Origin of the sequence: Actinomadura sp. RB99, from assembly GCF_014706005.1 — a bacterium.
Classification (GTDB): domain Bacteria; phylum Actinomycetota; class Actinomycetes; order Streptosporangiales; family Streptosporangiaceae; genus Spirillospora.
Map to the genome: position 1 here is coordinate 48549 of NZ_JABMCA010000038.1, position 19952 is coordinate 68500.

Genomic DNA, 19952 nt, shown 5'->3' on the forward strand with positions numbered 1-19952 from the left:
GGAGACGGGTTCCGGCCCCGGCGCGTGCCGCGTCCGGACTGTTGGACGCGGGGACGGCCGCGCTGGTTCAGGTGAACCGATCTTTTCGGCCGCCCCTGGCCGTACGGTAAGAAAACCGTAAAGATGATCTTGATATCACTGCTAGGTTATCCGCCGCTAACCCGTGATTCATGAGCATGGAGGGACCAATGCGGCGATTCGCAGCCGTAGCCCTGACCGCCGGCGCACTCCTGACCGGCACGGCCCTCGCCGGCGCTCCCGCCGAGGCCGCCACCACCCACAGCTGGGCGCCCTACAACTCCTACGGCGGCGTGAGCGCCTGGGGCACCTACACCCGCCAGGGCGGCAGCACCTACGTCACCGGATACCTCCGGGACAGCAAGAAGAACGGCTGGACCGCCTGCGTCCGGTTCCTCTTCACCGAGGGCACCAAGAAGTACTGGTCCCGCTTCAAGATCGTCGGCTACACCTCCAGCGGCACCCAGTACAACTACGACGGCAAGGCCACCGTCAAGATCAAGACCAGCTCCTCCTACAGCTGGCACCTGTGGGTCCAGGAGTGCGGCCGCAACAAGAAGACCGGCCAGTACCTCTACGGCAAGGGCAAGAAGCTGTTTTAACTGCATTCCCCTCGGCGGTCGGGCCCTGGGGGCCCTCCCTTCAACGGGCAACGCGGCGATCGCTGCATCGCTCCGACTCGCCCTGGGGGCTCGCTGCGCGATCAAGTTCTCGCACGCTCGAACTTGGCTTCGCACGCGATCGCAACGCTGAGGTCGGCGCCGGCTGAGGTCACGGACGGGGACGTGACCGTCGGCGGTGGCCGGACATGGAACGGCCGGGCAGGTGATTCCCTGCCCGGCCGTTTCTGCTTGTTCTGGGTTACTCGTCCTTGGGCTTCGCGGGGGTCTCCGTGGTCGCCGCCGACTCGGGGGCGTCGGGCGCCTCCGGCGGGACGTCGGCCGCCGCGGATTCCGCGGGGGCGGGCTCAGCGGGGGCGGGGGCGGGCTCAGCGGGGGCGGAGGCGGGCTCAGCGGGCGCCTGGGGCGCTTCGGCCGCGGGCTGCTTGGTGAGGGAGGGCTTCGACTCCACGGCGGCGGAGGGGGCCGCTGTGAGCTCCGCGGGCTCGGGAGCCTCGTCCTCCTCCGTGAGCAGCACGCCGACCACGGAACGGATCTTGTCCTCGGGGATGGCGCCGACCCGCAGGAGGCGCGGCACCGACCCCGTCAGGTCCACGATCGTGGACGGGTCGGCATGCCCCGACCGGCCCCCGTCCAGGTACACCTGGACCGAGTCGCCGAGCATCTTCTCCGCCTCCTCGGCGGTGCGCGCGGCGGGCTCGCCCGACAGGTTCGCGCTGCTGACGGCGAGCGGCCCGGTCTCCTTGAGCACCTCCACGGCCAGCTCGTGCATCGGCATCCGCACGGCGACGGTGCCCTTGGTCTCGCCGAGGTCCCACATGAGGTTCTGGTTCGCGCGGAACACCAGCGTCAGCGCGCCCGGCCAGAACTCGTCGATGAGGTCCTGGCCGTAGGTGCCGAGATCCTCGACCAGCGCGGTCGCGGCCCGGACGGAGCCGACCAGCACGGGCGGCGGCATGTCGCGGCCGCGGCCCTTGGCGTCCAGCAGCGCCTGCACGGCGGCGGGCGTGAACGCGTCGGCGCCGACCCCGTACACCGTGTCGGTCGGCAGGACGACCAGCTCGCCGCGCCGCACGGCCGAGACGGCCTCGGCGATTCCACGGGTGCGCTCCATCGGCTCGGAGCAGTCATAACGTCGGCTCACGGTCGCCCGTCTTCCCATCTCGCGGCGCTCGTCCTCTGGCACGCCCCAGGATAGCCGCGCCGCGCGGCGTGCCCGCGCCGCATGCGGCTAGTCGGCGGCGAGGCGGGCGGTGACGAACCGGTCCCGGTTGGTGAGGTCGCGGCGGTTGCGGACGTCCCGCCAGCCGTTCTCCTCCGCGAAGATCCAGTACACGCCGTTGCCCTGCAGGTCGCTGTGCTCGACCGCGACGTAGCCGCCGGGGCGCAGCAGCCGGCGGGCGGTGCGCTCGACGACGCGGATCGCGTCCAGGCCGTCGTCGCCGCCGCCCCACAGCGCGTCCGCCGGGTCGTGGTCGCGGACGTCGGGGGGCACGTACTCCCACTCGCTCATCGGGATGTACGGCGGGTTGCTGACGACGAGGTCGACGGTGCCGTCCAGCTCCGGGAGGGCGGCGGCGAAGTCGTCGAGGTGCAGGCGGACGCGGCCGCGCTCGTCGAGTTCCTCGATGTTGCGGGTCGCGTGCACGAACGCCTTGGGGTCCTTCTCAACGGCGTGCACGCGTGCGCGGGGCGCCTCCAGGGCGATCGACAGGGCGATCGCGGCCGATCCCGTCCCGAGGTCGACGACCAGGGGGTCGCGGACGTCCATGTCGCGGAGCGTCTCCAGCGCCCAGCCGACCATCACCTCGGTCTCCGGGCGCGGGACGAACACGCCGGGGCCGACCTTCAGCTCCAAGTAGCGGAAGAACGCCCGGCCCGTGATGTGCTGGAGCGGCTCGCCGGCCTCGCGGCGCGCCACGAACTCCCAGAACCGGGCGTCGAACGCGCTGTCGGGCACGGCGTGCAGCTCGGAGCGCTTCACCCCGTGCACGGCCGCGGCCAGCTCCTCGGCGTCGGCGCGCGGCGACGCGGCCCCCGCGTCCGCGAGCCGCGCGGTCGCCCTGGCGATCTCGTCCAGCAGCAGCTTCATGCGCTCATGCCTCTGACCCTCGAGGGGGGACGACCCCCCACGCCCCCCGGTTCGCTGCGCTCATGACTTCTGTGCTTCGGCCAGCCGGCGTTCCATGTCCGCGTCGACCAGCGCCTGCGTCACGTTGTGCAGGTCGCCGTCGAGCACCTGGTCGAGGTTGTAGGCCTTGTAGCCCACGCGGTGGTCGGAGATCCGGTTCTCGGGATAGTTGTAGGTGCGGACCCGCTCGGACCGGTCCACGGTGCGGACCTGGCTCTTGCGCTCGGCCGCCGCGGCCGCGTCCGCCTCCTCCTGCGCCATCGCCAGCAGCCGGGACCGCAGGATCCGCAGCGCCTGCTCCTTGTTCTGCAGCTGGCTCTTCTCGTTCTGGCAGGAGACGACGACGCCGGTCGGCAGGTGCGTGATGCGGACCGCAGAGTCGGTGGTGTTGACGCTCTGCCCGCCCGGCCCGGACGAGCGGTACACGTCGATGCGGAGGTCGTTCGGGTCGATCTGGACGTCGACGTCCTCCGCCTCGGGCGTCACCAGGACGCCGACGGCGCTGGTGTGGATGCGGCCCTGCGACTCGGTCGCGGGCACCCGCTGCACCCGGTGGACGCCGCCCTCGTACTTCAGCCGCGTCCAGACGCCCTCGTCCTGGGAACCCTTCGCCTTCACCGCGACCGTGACGTCCTTGTAGCCGCCGAGGTCGGACGGGTGGGAGTCGAGGACCTCGGTCTTCCAGCCGACCCGTTCGGCGTAGCGGAGGTACATCCGCAGCAGGTCGCCCGCGAACAGCGCCGACTCCTCGCCGCCCTCGCCCGCCTTGACCTCCAGGATCACGTCCTTGGAGTCGTTGGGGTCGCGCGGGACGAGCAGCCGCCGCAGCCGTTCCTCCAGCTCGTCCTTGCGCTTGCCGAGATCCGCGGCCTCGGCCGCGAACGTCTCGTCCTCGCCGGCGAGCTCGCGGGCGGCGGCCAGGTCGTCCTCGGTGGACGCCAGCTCCCGGTGCGTCTCGACGATCGGCCGGAGCTCGGCGTACCGCTTGCCGAGCCGCCGCGCCAGGGCCTGGTCGGCATGGACGGACGGGTCGGAGAGCCGCCCCTCGATGTCGGCGTATTCGCTGATGAGTTCGTCGAGATTCACGGTGTGTCCTGGCCCGTTCCGGCCCGGGGGCCGCGGCGGCCTCCGGATGCCGACTCCGAACGGCCCGGGGACCTGGAGAGTCCCCGGGCCGCCCCTGGTCGCTGTGCGGCGCTCCGCGCCGCGCGGCTCGGCGCTACTTGCCGGCCTTCTTCTTGCCGAAGCGCTGCTCGAAGCGCGCCACCCGGCCGCCGGTGTCGAGGATCTTCTGCTTGCCCGTGTAGAACGGGTGGCAGTTCGAGCACACGTCGGCGTGGATCACGCCGTTCTCGGCGGTGCTGCGGGTCTCGAAGGTGTTGCCGCACGTGCACGTCACGGTCGTGACGACGTAGTCCGGGTGAATGTCGGGCTTCATGGGTTCTCCTCGCATGAGGCGGTCGCCGGGCGCCCCCGCTCGCACGGCCGTCCGGCGTGGTCGTTTCCACGCGACGGCGCCATGGGAGATCCGGGAGGCGTGAACCGGTACCGCAGCGGTTGCAGTCCAAGTGTGCCAGATACCCGAACGTGCCGAGGTCACCGGTCATTCCCGATCTCCGATCGGGTGGACCCCGGGTACCTGGCCGGTTCAGCCGTCGGCGCGGCCCAGGTAGGCGAGGACGGCCATCACCCGGCGGTGCCCGCCCTGCGCGGGCTGCAGGTCGAGCTTGGCGAAGATGTTGGAGATGTGCTTCTCCACCGCGCCCTCGGTGACGACCAGGCTCTCGGCGATGGCGCCGTTGGCGCGTCCCTGCGCCATCAGCCCCAGCACCTCCCGCTCGCGCGGCGTCAGCGCCTCCAGCGGGTCGCCGGTGCGGCGCCGGCCGAGCAGCTGGCCGATCACCTCCGGGTCGATGACGGTGCCGCCGGCGGCGATCCGGCGGACCGCGTCGATGAACTCCGCGACGTCCGACACCCGCTCCTTCAGCAGGTAGCCGACGCCCTCGGCGCCGCCGCCGATCAGGTCCGTCGCGTACCGCTCCTCCACGTACTGCGACAGGACGAGGATCGGCGTGCCGGGGCGGCGCTCGCGGACGGCCAGCGCCGCGCGCAGCCCCTCGTCGGTGAACGACGGCGGCATCCGCACGTCCACGATGGCGAGGTCCGGCTCGTGCTCCTCGACGATCCCGAGCAGCCCCGGGCCGTCCCCGACCGTCGCGACCGTCTCGATCGCCGCGTCCGCGAGCAGCCGGACGAGCCCTTCGCGCAACAGCACCGAATCCTCGGCGATCACTACCCGCATGCGCCCATTATCGGGCCTCGCGGGCGGCGCCGGGCCGCGTCACCCGGGGCTCACCAGGGGGTCACCAGGTGCAGGGCAGGTCCGCGCGGATGATCGTGGGCCCGCCGGGCGGGCTGTCCACGATGAGCATCCCGTCGATGGTGGCGGCCCGGTCGGCCAGCCCCGCCAGCCCGCCCCCGGTCCGCGCCACCGCCCCGCCGACCCCGTTGTCGGTCACCTCGACAACGACCCAGCGGTCCTCCCGGACGACCCGGACGGACGCGCGGGTCGCCCGCGCGTACTTGGCGATGTTGGCCAGCGCCTCGGCGACGATGAAGTAGGCGATGCTCTCCACCGCGGCCGGCGGCCGCTCCGGCAGGTCGACGGAGACCTCGACGGGCACCGGCGCCCGCCCGGCCAGCCCGGACAGCGCCGGGTCCAGGCCGCGGTCGGTGAGGATCGCCGGGTAGATGCCGCGGGCGAGGTCCCGCAGCTCGGTGATGGCCTCCTTGGTGCCGGCGTGCGCCTGCTCGATCAGCGCCCGCGCGCCCTCCGGGTCGTCGTCGAGCTTCGCGCGGGCGCGGCCGATGTCCATCGCGACGGCCAGCAGCCGCTGCTGCGCGCCGTCGTGCAGGTCCCGCTCGATGCGGCGGCGCTCGAACTCCGCGGCGTCGACGCCGCGCGCCCGGCTGGCCCGCAGGTGCGCGGTCCGCTCCCGCAGCTCCATGTTCTCCGCCTGGGACGCGCTCGGACCGAGCATCAGCCGGGCCCACGCCGCGTGCGCGATCGCCATCCCGCGCGTCACGTACATCGCCGCCGCCAGGACGACCAGTCCCGCCGCCGACACCGGCAGCGCCTCGAACGGGTTCCCGGACCAGTACGTCACCGGCCCGAGGTTGATCTCCATGCCGCCGCCGAACAGCACGATCAGCGGCATGAACAGCAGCGTGCCCGTCAGCGCCCACGCGACGGCCGACACCATGAACTCCACCAGCGCGATGGGGAACAGCAGGACGAGGTAGGCGAGGTCCTTCCAGGTGGCGGGGTCGGCGGCCATCGACTTCAGCCGGACGAACGGGTTGCGGCCCTCCGGCCGCGGCCGGTACGGGTCGGGGACGGTGACGCCGAACGCGGCCCGCACCAGCCGGCGGTCCAGCCGCGCGCCGAACCGCCACGCCACCATCAGCAGCGCGAGCAGCGGGAACCCCACCCAGATGATCAGGGTGCCCAGCGACAGCGCCAGCCCGACGGCCAGGACGACGAACCAGCCGAGCCCGAACGCCAGGCTCACCGCCAGGTACAGCGCGGACGTCCAGGTCACGGCGGACCGGGCCATCGCCGCGGGCCGCCACGGGCCGTCCACGACGGACGCGGCGCGGCCGCCCGCCCGGGTCGCGCCCCCACCGGGGCTCCCGGCGCGCGCCGTCGGGTCCCCGGCGCCCCCGATGTCCCTGCTCAGCTCGCCCACGTCGTCCCTCCACGCCCGTTCCAACCTACGGTGCAAGCCTGCCTTCCGGGGCGCCCGGCCACCATGGAGGTCCCCGCCGGATCGGGGTGGGGCTAGCCCCACCATCGGCCTCCGGCACCGGTCCCGCCGTCCGGCGGCGGGACGCGGAACGCCACCGTCCGGGACGCGGAACGCCCCCGCCCGGGTCCCGGGCGGGGGCGTCGCGGCGCGTGGATCAGCGGTCGTCGGAGACCGTCGTCTTCTGCACCTGCAGCAGGAACTCGGCGTTGGACTTGGTCTCCTTCATCTTCTCGATGAGGAGCTCCAGCGCCTGCTGGGTGTCGAGGGCGTGCAGCACCCGGCGCAGCTGCCAGACGACCCGCAGCTCCTCCGGCGCCATGAGGATCTCCTCCTTGCGGGTGGACGACTGGTCGACGTCCACCGCCGGGAAGATCCGCTTGTCCGCGAGCGACCGGTTGAGCTTCAGCTCCATGTTGCCGGTGCCCTTGAACTCCTCGAAGATGACCTCGTCCATCCGGGAGCCGGTCTCGACCAGCGCGGTGGCGAGGATCGTCAGCGAGCCGCCGTTCTCGATGTTGCGGGCCGCGCCGAAGAACCGCTTGGGCGGGTACAGCGCGGTCGAGTCGACACCACCGGACAGGATGCGGCCGGACGCCGGCGCCGCCAGGTTGTAGGCCCGGCCGAGGCGGGTGATCGAGTCGAGCAGCACGACGACGTCGTGGCCCAGCTCCACCAGCCGCTTCGCGCGCTCGATCGCCAGCTCGGCGACCGTGGTGTGGTCCTCGGCGGGACGGTCGAAGGTCGAGTGGATGACCTCGCCCTTCACCGTCCGCTGCATGTCGGTGACCTCTTCCGGACGCTCGTCCACGAGGACGACCATCAGGTGGCACTCCGGGTTGTTCTTGGTGATCGCGTTGGCGATCGCCTGGAGCACCATCGTCTTGCCGGCCTTCGGCGGCGACACGATCAGCCCGCGCTGGCCCTTGCCGATCGGCGAGACCAGGTCGATGATCCGGGTGGTCAGGATGCCCGGGTCGGACTCCAGCCGCAGCCGCTCCTGCGGGTACAGCGGGGTCAGCTTGGAGAAGTCGACGCGGCCCTTGGCCTGCTCCGGCTCCATCCCGTTGACGGTGTCGAGCCGCACGAGCGCGTTGAACTTCTCGCGCCGCTCGCCCTCGCGGGCCTGCCGGACGGCGCCGGTGATGACGTCGCCCTTGCGGAGGCCGTTCTTGCGGACCTGCGCCAGCGAGACGTACACGTCGTTCGGGCCGGGCAGGTAGCCGGTGGTGCGGACGAACGCGTAGTTGTCGAGGATGTCGAGGATGCCCGCGACCGGGATCAGGACGTCGTCCTCGCTGATCACCGGCTCCTCGTAGCGCTCGCGGCCGCCGCGGCCACGGTTGCGCTCGCGGAACCGGCGCCCGCGCCGGCTGCGGCCGCCCTCGTCGTCGTCGTGCTGGCCGCCGCCGCCCTGGCTCTGGCCGCGCTGCCGGCCGCCGCCGTCGCGGTCGCTCCGGTCACCGCGCTCGCCGCGGTCACCACGGTCACCACGCTCACCGCGGTCGCCACGCTCACCACGTTCGCCGCGGTCGCGGCCCTCGCCGCGCTCACGGCCGCCGCGCTGGCGCTGCCGCCCGCTCTCGCGGCCCTCGCGCCCGTCCCGGCCCTCGCGGCCGCCGTCGCGGCCGGACTCGCGGCCGCCCTGGGCCTCGCCGTCCTCGGAGCCGCCGCCCTGGGCCGCGGCGGGCTCCCGGTTCTGCCGGTCGTTCTGCCGGTCGCCGCGCTCGCCCCGGCCCTCGGACGCCCCCCGGTCCTGCTTGTCCGCCGCGCGCGCGCTCTGCCGGCCGCCCTGCCGCTCGGCCTTCTCGGGCCGGCCTTCCTGCTTGTCGGCCTGCCGGTCGGCGGCGGGCTGCTCGGCCGCGGCCTCGGGGATCGCGACCTGCTCGGCCGTCTCGCGCTTCGCCGCGGCGCGGGTGCGGCGCGGGCGCTCGGCCTTGGCCGTCTCGGCCTTGCCGGCGTCCTGCGCGCCCTTGCCCGCGGCGGCCTCGCCGGCCCCGGCGGCGGCCTTGGCAGCGGCTCCCTGCTCGCCCGCCGAGCCCTGCCCCTGGCCGCCCTGCTTCTCCTGGATGGCCGCGATGAGCTGGCTCTTGCGCATCCCGGTCACACCGGTGATGCCGAGGCTGGACGCGAGAGCCTTGAGCTCGGGCAGCACCATGGCGGACAGGCCCGTGCCGCTCCGGCGGCGCCGGGGGGCGGTGGGCTCCGCGCCGTTCTGCGCGGCGTCGGCCGCGGGTGCCGTGCTGGATGCGTCCGTAAGGAGTTCGCTGGATTCGCTCACTAAGGGTCCTTCCCAGGGAGCGGGCGTCGGCCGGCGTTCGGCCAGTCAACCCGGTAATACGGCCCGGCGGGGGCGCCGAGTCGGGCTCCGCTGATCACGATGGGGCCGGGATCGGCGATTTTCTGGGCACAGCCAGATGATGGACGGGACGGTTCGCTCGCACGTGTCCCCGCTACCGCCACGTCCGAAGTTTCGCTGGAATGCCTGACAACGGAATGTCACGGTGTCGGGGAGCCTGGTACGCGGGACCGACACGGCCGGAGGGCCGGACAGGCGACGCGCGGCTGACGAGCACGCTGCCCCGAACGGGGCATCTGGTGCGGCAATCAGCCTAACATCACCAGGGCACACTGCTATTCCCCAGAGGTCGATGTCTTCGCATTTTACCTAGGTGGATCTTGCGGGGACCCGCACCGGCCGGAGCGCCGCGACGGCCCGGACCGCACCCGGCCCGCCCCGGCGCCGCGTCAGCTCCGGCGGCCGGGTTCACCGGGCACGACGCATGCGCCGCGGGTCGCGACGTCCAACGGGTGTTCGTGCCACCCATTACCCACTCGCGCAGCCATCGAATCAACTCGTGATGCGTTTGTGAAGGCCAGGACAGTCGGTCCTGCCCCCGAAATCACCGCGGGCACTCCGGCGGAACGCAGCCGTTCGACGAGTTCCGCGGACTCCGGCATCGCGGGGGCGCGGTAATTCTGGTGCAGCCGGTCCTCCGTCGCGTCCAGCAGCACCGCGTCGCCGAGGCCGTCGCGCAGCGCGGCGACGAGCAGCGCGGCGCGTCCGGCGTTGGCGGCGGCGTCGGCGTGCGGGACGGTCTCGGGCAGCAGCCCGCGCGCCCGCTCGGTCGCCAGGCGCTGCTCGGGAACGAACGCCACCACCTGCCTGACCTGCGGTTCCAGCCGGACGAGGCGCGCGCCGTCCGGGGTCGTCCAGGCGATGGTGAGGCCGCCCGCGAGGCACGGCGCGACGTTGTCGGGATGCCCCTCGATGTCGGTCGCGAGGCGCAGCGCGGCGTCGTCGTCCATGAGGTCGCCGTGCGGGTGCAGCGCGCGCGCCGCGACGATCCCCGCGACGATGGCGGCCGACGACGAGCCGAGCCCCCGGCTGTGCGGGATGCGGTTGCGGCACCGCAGACGGATGCCCTTCGGCTGGCCGGCCGGTTGGCCGGGTCCGGCCGCGGCGAGGTCGTCCAGCACGTCGAAGGTCCGGCGCAGCACCTTCACGATCAGGTGCCGCTCGCCGCGGTCGGCGACCTCGGCGCCCTCGCCGTCCACCTCGATGGACACCCCGTCTCCGGCCAGCGCCACCTCGACGTCGTCGTACAGCGCCAGCGCGAGGCCGAGCGAGTCGAAGCCCGGCCCCAGGTTGGCGCTCGTCGCCGGCGTCCGCACCAGGACGGACCGCTCCGGCGCCCCCATCAGGTGAGGCCGAGCGCGGAGGCCGCCTCGTGGGCGTCGACGCGGACGACGGTCGGCGCCGGCGCGCCGGAGATCGCCCAGTCGGGGTCCTTCAGGCCGTTGCCGGTCACCGTGCAGACCACCCGCGTCCCGGGCTTCACCACGCCCTGCTCGGCGGCCTGGAGCAGGCCCGCGACGCTCGCCGCGGACGCCGGCTCCACGAACACGCCCTCCTCCCGGGCGAGCAGCCGGTAGGCGGCGAGGATCTGCCGGTCGGTGACCGAGTCGATCGCGCCCCCCGACTCGTCGCGCGCCGCGATCGCGAGGTGCCAGGACGCGGGGTTGCCGATCCGGATCGCGGTCGCGATCGTCTGCGGCTTCAGCACCGGCTCGCCCTTGACGAACGGGGCCGCGCCGCTGGCCTGGAAGCCCAGCATGCGGGGCGTCCGCGTGGCGACGCCGTCGGCGGCGTACTCCTTGTAGCCCATCCAGTACGCCGAGATGTTGCCGGCGTTGCCGACGGGCAGGCAGTGCACGTCCGGCGCGTCGCCGAGCGCGTCCACGATCTCGAACGCGGCGGTCTTCTGGCCCTGCAGCCGGTACTTGTTGACCGAGTTGACCAGCGCCACCGGATAGTCGACGGACAGCTTGCGGGCCAGCTCCAGGCAGTCGTCGAAGTTGCCGTCCACCTGCAGCAGCCGCGCGCCGTGCACCAGCGCCTGCGCCAGCTTCCCCATCGCGATCTTGCCGTTGGGGACGAGCACCGCGCACGTCATCCCGGCCCGCACCGCGTACGCGGCGGCCGACGCCGAGGTGTTGCCGGTCGAGGCGCAGATGACCGCCTTGGCGCCGTCCTCGGCCGCCTTGCTGATCGCCATCGTCATCCCGCGGTCCTTGAACGAACCGGTCGGGTTGAGGCCCTCGACCTTCAGGTGCACCTCGCAGCCGGTCAGCTGGGAGAGCCGGACGGCCGGCACCAGCGGCGTGCCGCCCTCCAGCAGCGTCACCACGGGCGTCGCGTCCGTCACCGGAAGCCGGTCGCGGTATTCCTCGATGAGGCCGCGCCACACGCGGGCGTTCCCGTTCACGTCAGTGTCTCCTTGGCTGACCTGCGAATGTGGACCCGGATTCTACCGGGATCTCACTCCTCGCCCTCGACGCGCATGACGCTGGCGACCTCGCGGACGCTGTCCAGCCCGCGCAGCCCCTCGACGACCGCCGACAGGGCCGCGTCCGGCGCCCGGTGCGTCACCACCACGAGCTGCGCCTCCTCGCCCAGCCCCACCTGCCGGACGGCCTGGATCGACACCTCGTGCCGGGCGAACTCCTCCGCGACGGTGGCGAGCACGCCCGCCTCGTCCGTCACGTCCAGGTGGATGTAGTAGCGGGTGACGGTCTCGCCCATCGGCAGCACCGGGAGCTTCGCGTACGTCACCTCGACCGGGCCCGGCGTGCCGCCGACGACGTTGCGCGCCACCGCGACCAGGTCGCCGAGCACCGCCGACGCCGTCGGGGCGCCGCCCGCGCCCGCGCCGTAGAACATCAGCGACCCCGCCGACTCCGCCTCGACGAACACCGCGTTGTAGGCCTCGCGGACGCTCGCGAGCGGATGCGTCCGCGGGATCATCGCCGGGTACACCCGCACCGACACCCCGCGCCCGTTCCGGCCGTCCCGGCCGTCCCGCGCGGCGACGTCCGAGGGGACGCGCTCGCAGATCGCGAGGAGCTTCACCACGCAGTCCATGCCCTTGGCGCCCGCCACGTCCGCCGCGGACACCTCGGTGATGCCCTCGCGGTGCACGTCCGCCGCCGTCACGGGGGTGTGGAACGCGAGCTGCGCGAGGATCGCCGCCTTCGCCGCCGCGTCGAAGCCCTCCACGTCCGCCGTCGGGTCCGCCTCCGCGTACCCGAGCGACTGCGCCTCCTCCAGCGCCTCGTGGAACCCGGCCCCGGCGGAGTCCATCTGGTCGAGGATGTAGTTCGTCGTGCCGTTGACGATGCCGAGCACCCGGTGCACGTGGTCGCCGACCAGCGACTCCCGCAGCGGCCGCAGCAGCGGGATCGCGCCCGCCACCGACGCCTCGTAGTACAGGTCGGCGCCGTACTCGCGGGCCGCGGCGAACAGCGTCGCCCCGTCCTCGGCCAGCAGCGCCTTGTTCGCGGTGACGACCGACTTGCCGGTCTTCATCGCCTCCAGGATCAGCGTCCGGGCCGGCTCGATCCCGCCGATCACCTCGACGACGATGTCCACGTCGTCCCGCGTGACCAGCGCCTGCGCGTCCGTCGTGACCAGCTCCGGGTCGACGCCCGCGCGGACCCGCTCGGGCCGCCGCACCGCGACCCCGGCCAGCTCCAGCGGCGTCCCCACCCGCGCCGCGAGATCGTCGGCCTGCTCGCGCAGCAGCCGGACGACCTCGCTGCCGACGACGCCGCATCCCAGCAGCGCGACCCGCAGCGGGCCACGTTCGGGTTTCACGCTCCGACCTCCGCATCCGCATCCAGCCGCAGCAGGTCCTCGGCGGTCTCCCGGCGGACGATCACGCGCGACCTGCCGTCCTTCACCGCCACCACGGCGGGCTTCGGGACGTGGTTGTAGTTACTGGCCATCGATCGACAGTACGCACCGGTCGCGGCCACCGCCACCAGGTCCCCCGCCGCAATATCTTCGGGGAACCAGAGGTCCCGCACGACGATGTCCCCGCTTTCGCAGTGCTTGCCGACAAGCCTACTGAGCATGGGGGACGCCTCGGACGACCGGCTGGCGAGCGCGCCGGTGTACTCGGCGCCGTACAGGGCGGTCCGCAGGTTGTCGCTCATCCCGCCGTCCACCGACACGTACGTCCGCAGCCCCTCGACGTCCTTCACCGTGCCGACCTCGTACAGCGTCACGCCGCCCGGGCCGATGATCGCCCGGCCCGGCTCCACCGTCAGCCGCGGCATCGCCAGCCCGTACGCCCGGCACTCGTGCGCCACGATCTCCCGGAGGCCGTCCGCCATCGACTTCGGGTCGTGCGGCTCCTCCCCCGGCACGTACGCGATCCCGTAGCCGCCGCCGAGGTCCAGCTCCGGCAGCTCGATCCCGTGCTCGTCGCGGATCGCCACCAGCAGCTCCGCCAGCCGGTGCGCCGCGACCTCGAACCCGTCCACGTCGAAGATCTGCGACCCGATGTGGCTGTGCAGCCCCACCAGCTCCAGCTGCCTGAGCGCCAGCACCCGCCGGACCGCCTCCAGCGCCGCCCCGGAGCTGCGGGAGAAGCCGAACTTCTGGTCGTCGTGGGCGGTCGCGATGAACTCGTGGGTGTGCGCCTCGACACCCGTCGTGACCCGCACCATCACCTTCGGCCGGACGCCCCGCTCCTGCGCCAGGTACCCGAGCCGCGCGATCTCCTCGAACGAGTCGACCACGATCCGCCCGACCCCGACCTCCAGGGCCTTGTCCAGCTCCCAGGACGCCTTGTTGCTGCCGTGCAGCGTGATCCGCTCCGTCGGGAAGCCCGCCGCCAGCGCCACGGCCAGCTCGCCGCCGCTGCACACGTCCAGCCCGAGACCCTCCTCGTGCAGCCACCGCGCCACCGCCGTGCACAGGAACGCCTTGCCCGCGTAATGCACGTCACCATCGTGGAACGCCGCCGCGTACTCCCTCGCCCGGGACCGCACGTCCTCCTCGTCATAGACGTACAGGGGCGTCCCGTACTCCTTCGCCAGGTCCCGCACATCGACGCCGCCGATCGTCAGCACGCCGTCCGCACGGGCCGCGCCGCGCGGCCACACGTGCGCGTCCAGGGCGTTCAGGTCGTCCGCCGGCCCCGCCGGGTGGTCTTCGGGCAGGACGTCCGCGTGCCGGGGCCCGGCAGGGTGAACTCGACTCATATCCGCTCTCTAGGGGTCTCACCGATCATCTTCAGGCCGTTGCCGAGGGCGACGCGCGCGGCCCGCGCCAGTCCGGCGCGCCCCGCGTGCACCGCCCCGGGTTTCTCGCCCCCCAGGGGCACGGCCGGGCACCGCTCATGGACGTCGTGGTACGCCCCGGCGACCCTCTCCAAGCAGAACGCCAGCGGCCTGGCGTCGCCTTCCCGTTCGGCCTGCGCGGCCCGTCCCGGCACCTCCGCGAGGGCCCCCACCAGCCGCGTCTCCGCGTCCGCGGGCTCCACCAGGGCGCCTTCGCCGACCCCGAGCTCCTGGGCCCAACGCCCGACCCAGCAGGCCCGCGCGTACGCGTACCGGACCGAGAACCCGGGGTTCTCGAACGTCCGCGGCCGATCGTCCCACCCGAACCGGGGGACGCGGGCCAAGCCGTAACCGGGATCCCGCAGGATCCCCTCCACCACGTCCGCCGCCGGAACCTCGACCCGCACGAACCCGCGCCCGCTGACGGTCCCCCCGACCCGCGCCGCGATCGCCTCGGGCCCTATCCCCAGCACCAGCGCCACGGGACTCTCGAAGACCCCGGCGCCGCAGGCGAGGACGAGCACCTCGTCGGGCACCGCGACGTCCAGCCCGCCCGCGGCGACGGCATCGCGCGCCGCCGCCACCAGGGCATCGCTCACCTCGGCCGGAGTCACTCTGGTGAGACTATCCGACCACTATCTGGACACCGCAGCGAGTTTCCGCACCGTCTGGATCAACTGGTTCGGGTCGAACGGCTTCGTCACATAGGCGTCCACACCGATCTCGTGCCCGCGCCTGACGTCGTGCTCCTGCGCCCGCGCCGTGATCATCACGACCCGGATGTGCGCGGTCCCCGGGTCCTCCCGGAGCCGGACCGCCGTCACCCACCCGTCCAGCCGCGGCATCATCACGTCCAGCGTGATCACGTCCGGCCGCACCTCGACCACCTTCTCCAGGCAGTCCTGACCGTCCACCGCGGTCGAGACCTCGAACCCCTCGAGTTGCAGGTTCACGGCGATGAGCTGCCGGATCACCTCGTCGTCGTCGACGACCAGCACGCGTCCCAGAGGCTCGGTCACGGCCTCGAAGTTAGTCGACTCCACCCTGGAACGCACGGCGAACGTCCACGTACGCGTCACCCCGCCAACCCTGGTAACCTTCAACACGCGCCGCACAGCGACGCAAGGGCCCCCTTAGCTCAGGGGATAGAGCAACGGCCTCCGGAGCCGTGTGCGCAGGTTCGAATCCTGCAGGGGGCACCCACAGATCACCAGCAGAAACCCGTTACGACCTGGGAAAACAGGCCGGACGGGTTTTTCCATTTGTGCAGCCCTGTGCAACCAGCCGCCGCCAATGGCCGCCATCTGTGGGCTCACTGTGAAACAGACATCCCGGCGCCCCACGATCGAGGCCGCCGATGACGCGCGCCAGGGCGCCCCGCGGCCACGTCCAGATCCCGCGCTCGCTCATCTACTCCCCCGACCACAGCGGCCTGGCCGTCTGGACGTGGGCGATGTACGAGACCCTCATGCCCCACGGCCTGGACGGCGGCCGAGCCCCCGCCACAGCCCGCCGCCGCTTCCTGGCCGAACGAGCAGGCAGCGTCCTACACCGCCCCCACGAGACCAGCGAACGCTACGCCCCGTCTCCGCCTAGACCCTCGACATGGTCTGGGCCGGACGCCGCCGCCTCGCCGACACCATCTCGGCCGAAGCCTGGCGCCTCTATACAGCCGCGGTAGACCGCGCCCACCGCAACGGCAAGCCCCACCCCTTCGACGCCACCACGTCCCGCCTCGCCTCAGCCCTGAACGCTCCAAGGCCACCGCCAGCCGCCGCTTGACCGAGTTGAAAAGGGCCGGCCTCTTCGAGGCAAGAAGGACTCACATCTACCGTCCAGTGGCTGGGGCAAGCTCATCCTCGCCCACAACAAGCCCATTGCCGGCAAGGCCTGAACGGGCAGCGGCCAGGTTCACAAGGACCGTGGCCTCAAGGGCCGCGGTCGCCGCGAAGTCCGCGTGGTGTGCATCCCGCCCCGAGCTGGTCGAGTTGCTTCGCGAGCACATCCGTCGGTTCGGCGTCGTGCCGGAGGGCCGACTCTTCCGCTCCGTCAATGGCGGGATCATCCATCCCTCGACGTACTGGCGCGTTTGGCAGCGTGCCCGCGTGATCGGCCTGGGTTCTGACGAGCGGAAGTCATCCGTCCTGGGCCGCCCGTACGACCTTCGCCACGGTGGCGTGTTTTGGCGCCTGTATGCCAGCGTCCCGGCCCCTCAGGTGGCCGAGTGGGCGGGTTACAGCCTCGAAGTGCTGCAGAAGATCTACGCCAAGATCGTCGCCGGATTCGACGACGTCTGATTCCAGCGTATGGACGACGTGCTGGACGGCCGCCCCGGCTCCACCATCGGGGGAGACAACTTATACGTCGGAGTCGCGGCCTCGGGGGCGCCGGCCGTCTACCCCGGACTACGGCAGCGGCTTGCGCATCAGCGTGCACATCGTTTCGTATCGGGTCGTGGTTCCGTCCGGACCCCCCACCTCCCACGAGTCAGGCGCGCTCCCGTAGGCGACGTAGCCGAGCCGCTCATACAAGGCGCGGGCCCGCGGGTTGCTCTCTTCGACGCCGAGTTCAGCGCTGTCCAGCCCGCGAGCGCGGATCCGCTGCTCGGCAGCCTGAATCAGAATGGTGCCGATCCCGCACGACTGCAACGCCTCATGCACGGCCAGTTGCCAGAGGGTTCCCGCGCCGGGCGTCTTGGCGTAGTCGACTCCGCCGACCGCCACCGGCAGACCGGAAGGCGTGCAGACGGCGAGGTAGTCCACCTCGCCACGCGCGGCCCGATCCAGAGCCTTGGCCATGCTCACCAGGTGAGTGGCAGACCCGGACCAAGCGCACGAGGGAAGATCCTCATGGGTCAGGTCGCGGACGGTCAGCGACACCGTGATGTCGGGCATGAGCACTACCTCTCGCTCTCCGGTGACCCAGCGGTGGCGGGGCCGGCTAACGCTAACGCCGGACGTCTTCACGACGCGATCGAGTTCGCCAAGCATCAACTCTCAGCGCGGGGCCAGGGGCCAACCGCGAAACGACACCAGCGGCAGCGTTCCTGCCGGTCAGAACCTTGTATATGCGGCCGTGTGCCAGCGGAAGCCACCGTTCATCGCCGTTCACGGAACATACGTGGAACAGCACCGAGGTCATCTCACCAGGTCAGCCCGGGCCATATGCGAAGGGCTCTTTACAGAGCGCCGAGGTGAAGGGCGACCGCCTGACGAGTGGGAAGATCAGGTCGCGCGACGTCACCTGAACTGGCAGCTTCAATACAGGCGCGGGCCCCTTCTTCGTGGCCGACGAGCACTTGGACGAGTTCGCGGCGACCCACTCCGGCATGATCGGTGAGGCGCACCCGGCACGTGCGCACGGTGCCAGCAGGTCGGCAGCGTGCTTTTCTCGTGGATTCCGGCAGCGCGGTGTCTTCATGGCCAAGGGCACCTCCATCAACCTGACCGCAACTGCCGGCGCGTGGCAGAGCGGCAGTGGGCTCGCAGCACTGCGGGCTTCACGACCTTCGCCCACCGGTGCGATGCAAGATCAAAGAAACCGTCGAGCACGCCCTGTGATTCCTACGGAGTATCAACCACCGCCAGATACATGATCGCGTGTGGCCGCAATTGCTCCTTGACGCTCCTATGGCGCTCGCTCATGTTGACGTCGTGAGCACAGCGCAACAGCCGACGACCTCGCGCGGCAAGCGGGCGGCCGACATCATCGCGGTCATAGCCGGTCTCGCAGGCATCGCGGGCCTCGCGATTACCGGTGGCAAACTGGCCTATGCGCACTTTCATCCGGCGGAACCGCAGCGGACCGCCCTGCATGTCTTCGATCCATGGGAGGGGCGCGGAGAGGACATACGGAATCCGTCACTCACAGCGGGTTGCGATCAGCCCTCCCGAGCCAAGTTCGCTGCGAACACCCACCGCTGCTTCTTGAGCGACCACACGGTCGAAGACCCCTGCTTTGAACCCTCCTTCGGCGACGGTTTCGAAGATCTGAAAGGAAAGGAGATCATCTGCGTCGGCGCCCCTTGGGAGCACGCCCGAGCAGCGCGCCTGGACGGACCGCCGCACAACATCACGGACACGACATCCCCGCCATCAGCGGGAAAGGAGAGCGCCGAAACACTCTGGGCCTTCCAACTGGCCAACGGCGATCATTGCCTACACCATCCTGAAGGCGTGCAAGAATACATCAACGGACGTCCCGTTCTCTTTCAGTGCCAGCGAGGAAACGTTCTTGATGTGAGCACGAAAGGTCCGCTCTGGCGTGCCACATACTTCAAGAAGAGAGCCCGAGAAAGTGACGACATAGCGCTCAAGAAGGCATGGTTCTAGGGGGCCGGACGTACGGGCGGCGCTCTCTAAAGGAGAGTCGCTGACGGACGGCATCGCACGACAATGACTGAGCCGGTCGTTCGGGCCATGTACGGCCCTTTTCGCGATAGGTCGCCGCTCGATGAATCCTTGCGGCGGCCCGGCGGTGTGGCATCCGCCGGGCCACCGGGTGGTCAGAGGTCGAGGCCGCCGGCTTCTACGCGGGCGAGGGGCCGACGGCGCCCGTCTTGGCCTGGTCTGGACGTCATAGTGGGGCGAAAGTGGTGGTTGAGGGGGGATTGTCGGTGGGGGCGACGAGGACTCGGCCGTCGGAGAGGTTGTAGAACCAGCCGTGGACGCGCAGGCGGCCGTGGGCGAGGCCGCGGGCGACCTTGGGGTAGCGGCGGAGCTTCTCCAGCTGGGCCAGGAGGTGGAGTTGCCCGGGATCGGCCGGCGTTGGGGCCGCGGGGCGGCGAGGACGCTGGTTGGTGCGGGTGAGCCACCACCAGGTGGTGAACGCGCTGATGGAGAGGCCCCCGGGCCTCAGCGTGCGGACGGCTCCGCAGTCGGAGTGGCCGCAGACCACGATGTCGGTGACGCCAAGGACGCACACCGCGTATTCGATGGTGGCGGCTTCACCGGTGGGGCGGCCGGGCCGGTGGGGCGGGACGACGTTGCCGACGTTGCGCAGCTCGAAGAGCTGGCCCGGTCGGGCTCCGGTGAGGAAGGCCGGAGAGACGCGGGCGTCGGAGCAGGCGATGAACAGCGCTTCGGGTCGTTGCGGCGCCGCGGTGCTCCTTGCGGTCTGGGGACGGGGGCTCGTGGACGGGTGCGGGGTGATGGTGCGGGCATGCCGGATCAGCGACTCCATGGCGGGTCTCCCACGGTCGATGGAATGAGGGGATCATCGGCGACATCGCGCCGCGCAGGGCTCGGCCCCGGGCGCGTGGCGTTTGATCAGAGTCGGAAGATCTGCAGCGATGACGGCGTCAAGGAACGCGCCGAATGCGGCTGGGCACGCCATCTCCCCAGCGATGAGCGCGAGAGCCCTGCCCCGCGTTCTAGGCCCGCTTCGGACGCGGCCGCGCCGGGATGGCAGCCGGCGACGGTCGGGGCCTCGCCGACGAGTCGCTGGCGTGGTGCGATGCCTCGCTCGCATTGGCCTGCGGTGCACCAGCGGGGGTGGGCGTCCTTCCCTCCATGGGAGGCGGCGGCCATCGTGTCCGCCATCAGGGCGACGGACGCGACGCCTTTCGCGAAGGCCTCCGACCGTGCGGCCTGTTCGAGCTGGGAGCCCGCCAGGGGCAGGCGCGCGGTCTCGTGGTGCCCGTCGGGATTGGCGGCGAGGTGGCCGGTGAGCAGCAGGGCGAGCACCAGCACCAGCAGGCGTGTCGTGCGGGTGAGGCAGGTCGCCATCCTGGTGTCCATCCGATCCTCG

General features: G+C 71.7%; 19 protein-coding genes and 1 tRNA gene. 4 read left to right on the forward strand and 16 right to left on the reverse strand.

Features of this window, described 5'->3' with window-relative positions:
- The first annotated feature begins 188 nt into the window (after nt 1-188).
- Nucleotides 189-620 (forward strand): hypothetical protein, encoded by a 432-nt coding sequence (locus amrb99_RS29220; protein ID WP_190862030.1) that lies wholly within the window; start codon nt 189-191, stop codon nt 618-620.
- Nucleotides 621-879: 259 nt separating this feature from the next.
- On the opposite strand, the gene amrb99_RS29225 is transcribed toward amrb99_RS29220, so the two are convergent.
- The 13 genes from amrb99_RS29225 to amrb99_RS29285 all read right to left on the reverse strand — a co-directional run bounded on the left by amrb99_RS29225 (nt 880) and on the right by amrb99_RS29285 (nt 15202).
- Entirely contained in the window at nt 880-1782 is a 903-nt protein-coding gene (locus amrb99_RS29225) for an L-threonylcarbamoyladenylate synthase (protein ID WP_190862031.1), read from the reverse strand.
- 87 nt (nt 1783-1869) lie between these two features.
- A complete protein-coding gene (gene prmC, locus amrb99_RS29230) occupies nt 1870-2730 on the reverse strand; it encodes a peptide chain release factor N(5)-glutamine methyltransferase (protein WP_190862033.1) in 861 nt (286 codons plus the stop codon).
- 60 nt (nt 2731-2790) lie between these two features.
- Nucleotides 2791-3855 (reverse strand): peptide chain release factor 1, encoded by a 1065-nt coding sequence (gene prfA / locus amrb99_RS29235; protein WP_190862036.1) that lies wholly within the window; start codon nt 3853-3855, stop codon nt 2791-2793.
- A 133-nt stretch (nt 3856-3988) separates the two neighbouring features.
- Nucleotides 3989-4207: a 50S ribosomal protein L31 gene (gene rpmE / locus amrb99_RS29240; protein ID WP_151544542.1), complete on the reverse strand. Its 219-nt coding sequence runs from the start codon at nt 4205-4207 to the stop codon at nt 3989-3991.
- Nucleotides 4208-4417: 210 nt separating this feature from the next.
- Nucleotides 4418-5071: a response regulator transcription factor gene (locus amrb99_RS29245; protein WP_190862038.1), complete on the reverse strand. Its 654-nt coding sequence runs from the start codon at nt 5069-5071 to the stop codon at nt 4418-4420.
- A 61-nt stretch (nt 5072-5132) separates the two neighbouring features.
- The gene (locus tag amrb99_RS29250; RefSeq protein WP_347256914.1) at nt 5133-6518 is read right to left on the reverse strand and encodes a sensor histidine kinase; all 1386 of its coding nucleotides are present in this window, start codon (nt 6516-6518) and stop codon (nt 5133-5135) included.
- A gap of 214 nt (nt 6519-6732) precedes the next feature.
- Nucleotides 6733-8856, reverse strand: a complete 2124-nt coding sequence (gene rho / locus amrb99_RS29255; protein ID WP_190862040.1) for a transcription termination factor Rho — start codon at nt 8854-8856, stop codon at nt 6733-6735.
- Between the two features lie 467 nt (nt 8857-9323).
- The gene (gene thrB, locus amrb99_RS29260) at nt 9324-10277 is read right to left on the reverse strand and encodes a homoserine kinase (RefSeq protein WP_190862042.1); all 954 of its coding nucleotides are present in this window, start codon (nt 10275-10277) and stop codon (nt 9324-9326) included.
- A complete protein-coding gene (gene thrC / locus amrb99_RS29265; protein ID WP_190862044.1) occupies nt 10277-11344 on the reverse strand; it encodes a threonine synthase in 1068 nt (355 codons plus the stop codon). Before thrC ends, thrB begins: the two co-directional genes overlap by 1 nt.
- A gap of 53 nt (nt 11345-11397) precedes the next feature.
- On the reverse strand, nt 11398-12732 hold the full coding sequence (locus tag amrb99_RS29270; RefSeq protein ID WP_190862046.1) for a homoserine dehydrogenase: 1335 nt from the start codon (nt 12730-12732) through the stop codon (nt 11398-11400).
- Nucleotides 12729-14126, reverse strand: coding sequence for a diaminopimelate decarboxylase (gene lysA / locus amrb99_RS29275; protein ID WP_190862048.1), 1398 nt, complete (start codon nt 14124-14126; stop codon nt 12729-12731). The genes amrb99_RS29270 and lysA overlap by 4 nt, the downstream gene beginning before the upstream one ends.
- The gene (locus tag amrb99_RS53355; protein ID WP_190862050.1) at nt 14123-14818 is read right to left on the reverse strand and encodes a DALR anticodon-binding domain-containing protein; all 696 of its coding nucleotides are present in this window, start codon (nt 14816-14818) and stop codon (nt 14123-14125) included. The genes lysA and amrb99_RS53355 overlap by 4 nt, the downstream gene beginning before the upstream one ends.
- Nucleotides 14819-14839: 21 nt before the next feature.
- Entirely contained in the window at nt 14840-15202 is a 363-nt protein-coding gene (locus amrb99_RS29285; RefSeq protein WP_190862106.1) for a response regulator, read from the reverse strand.
- Between the two features lie 129 nt (nt 15203-15331).
- Here amrb99_RS29285 and amrb99_RS29290 point away from each other — a divergent pair.
- Both amrb99_RS29290 and amrb99_RS29295 read left to right on the forward strand, forming a co-directional pair.
- Nucleotides 15332-15403: transfer RNA gene (locus tag amrb99_RS29290), tRNA-Arg, on the forward strand.
- A 723-nt stretch (nt 15404-16126) separates the two neighbouring features.
- Nucleotides 16127-16501 carry an integrase gene (locus amrb99_RS29295; protein ID WP_190862052.1) on the forward strand — a complete coding sequence of 125 codons (375 nt, stop codon included), beginning with the start codon at nt 16127-16129 and terminating at the stop codon, nt 16499-16501.
- Between the two features lie 108 nt (nt 16502-16609).
- Here the strand turns inward: amrb99_RS29295 and amrb99_RS29300 are convergent, their stop codons facing one another.
- A complete protein-coding gene (locus amrb99_RS29300; RefSeq protein ID WP_190862054.1) occupies nt 16610-17098 on the reverse strand; it encodes a GNAT family N-acetyltransferase in 489 nt (162 codons plus the stop codon).
- 759 nt (nt 17099-17857) lie between these two features.
- Between amrb99_RS29300 and amrb99_RS29305 the strand changes: the two genes are divergently transcribed.
- Complete coding sequence (locus amrb99_RS29305; RefSeq protein ID WP_190862056.1) at nt 17858-18535, forward strand: hypothetical protein; 678 nt, start codon at nt 17858-17860, stop codon at nt 18533-18535.
- Between the two features lie 244 nt (nt 18536-18779).
- Here the strand turns inward: amrb99_RS29305 and amrb99_RS29310 are convergent, their stop codons facing one another.
- Together amrb99_RS29310 and amrb99_RS29315 are read right to left on the reverse strand one after the other, a co-directional pair.
- Entirely contained in the window at nt 18780-19385 is a 606-nt protein-coding gene (locus tag amrb99_RS29310; RefSeq protein ID WP_190862058.1) for a carbonic anhydrase, read from the reverse strand.
- 86 nt (nt 19386-19471) lie between these two features.
- Nucleotides 19472-19942: a hypothetical protein gene (locus tag amrb99_RS29315; RefSeq protein WP_190862060.1), complete on the reverse strand. Its 471-nt coding sequence runs from the start codon at nt 19940-19942 to the stop codon at nt 19472-19474.
- Nucleotides 19943-19952 lie beyond the last annotated feature (10 nt).

Bases quoted from the DNA above. Each gene is read 5' to 3' on its own strand.
- amrb99_RS29220 (WP_190862030.1), top strand. From the start codon at position 189: ATGCGGCGATTCGCAGCCGTAGCCCTGACCGCCGGCGCACTCCTGACC.
- prmC (WP_190862033.1), bottom strand. From the start codon at position 2,730: ATGAAGCTGCTGCTGGACGAGATCGCCAGGGCGACCGCGCGGCTCGCG.
- rpmE (WP_151544542.1), bottom strand. From the start codon at position 4,207: ATGAAGCCCGACATTCACCCGGACTACGTCGTCACGACCGTGACGTGC.
- amrb99_RS29245 (WP_190862038.1), bottom strand. From the start codon at position 5,071: ATGCGGGTAGTGATCGCCGAGGATTCGGTGCTGTTGCGCGAAGGGCTC.
- thrB (WP_190862042.1), bottom strand. From the start codon at position 10,277: ATGGGGGCGCCGGAGCGGTCCGTCCTGGTGCGGACGCCGGCGACGAGC.
- lysA (WP_190862048.1), bottom strand. From the start codon at position 14,126: ATGAGTCGAGTTCACCCTGCCGGGCCCCGGCACGCGGACGTCCTGCCC.
- amrb99_RS29300 (WP_190862054.1), bottom strand. From the start codon at position 17,098: ATGCCCGACATCACGGTGTCGCTGACCGTCCGCGACCTGACCCATGAG.
- amrb99_RS29310 (WP_190862058.1), bottom strand. From the start codon at position 19,385: ATGGAGTCGCTGATCCGGCATGCCCGCACCATCACCCCGCACCCGTCC.
- amrb99_RS29315 (WP_190862060.1), bottom strand. From the start codon at position 19,942: ATGGACACCAGGATGGCGACCTGCCTCACCCGCACGACACGCCTGCTG.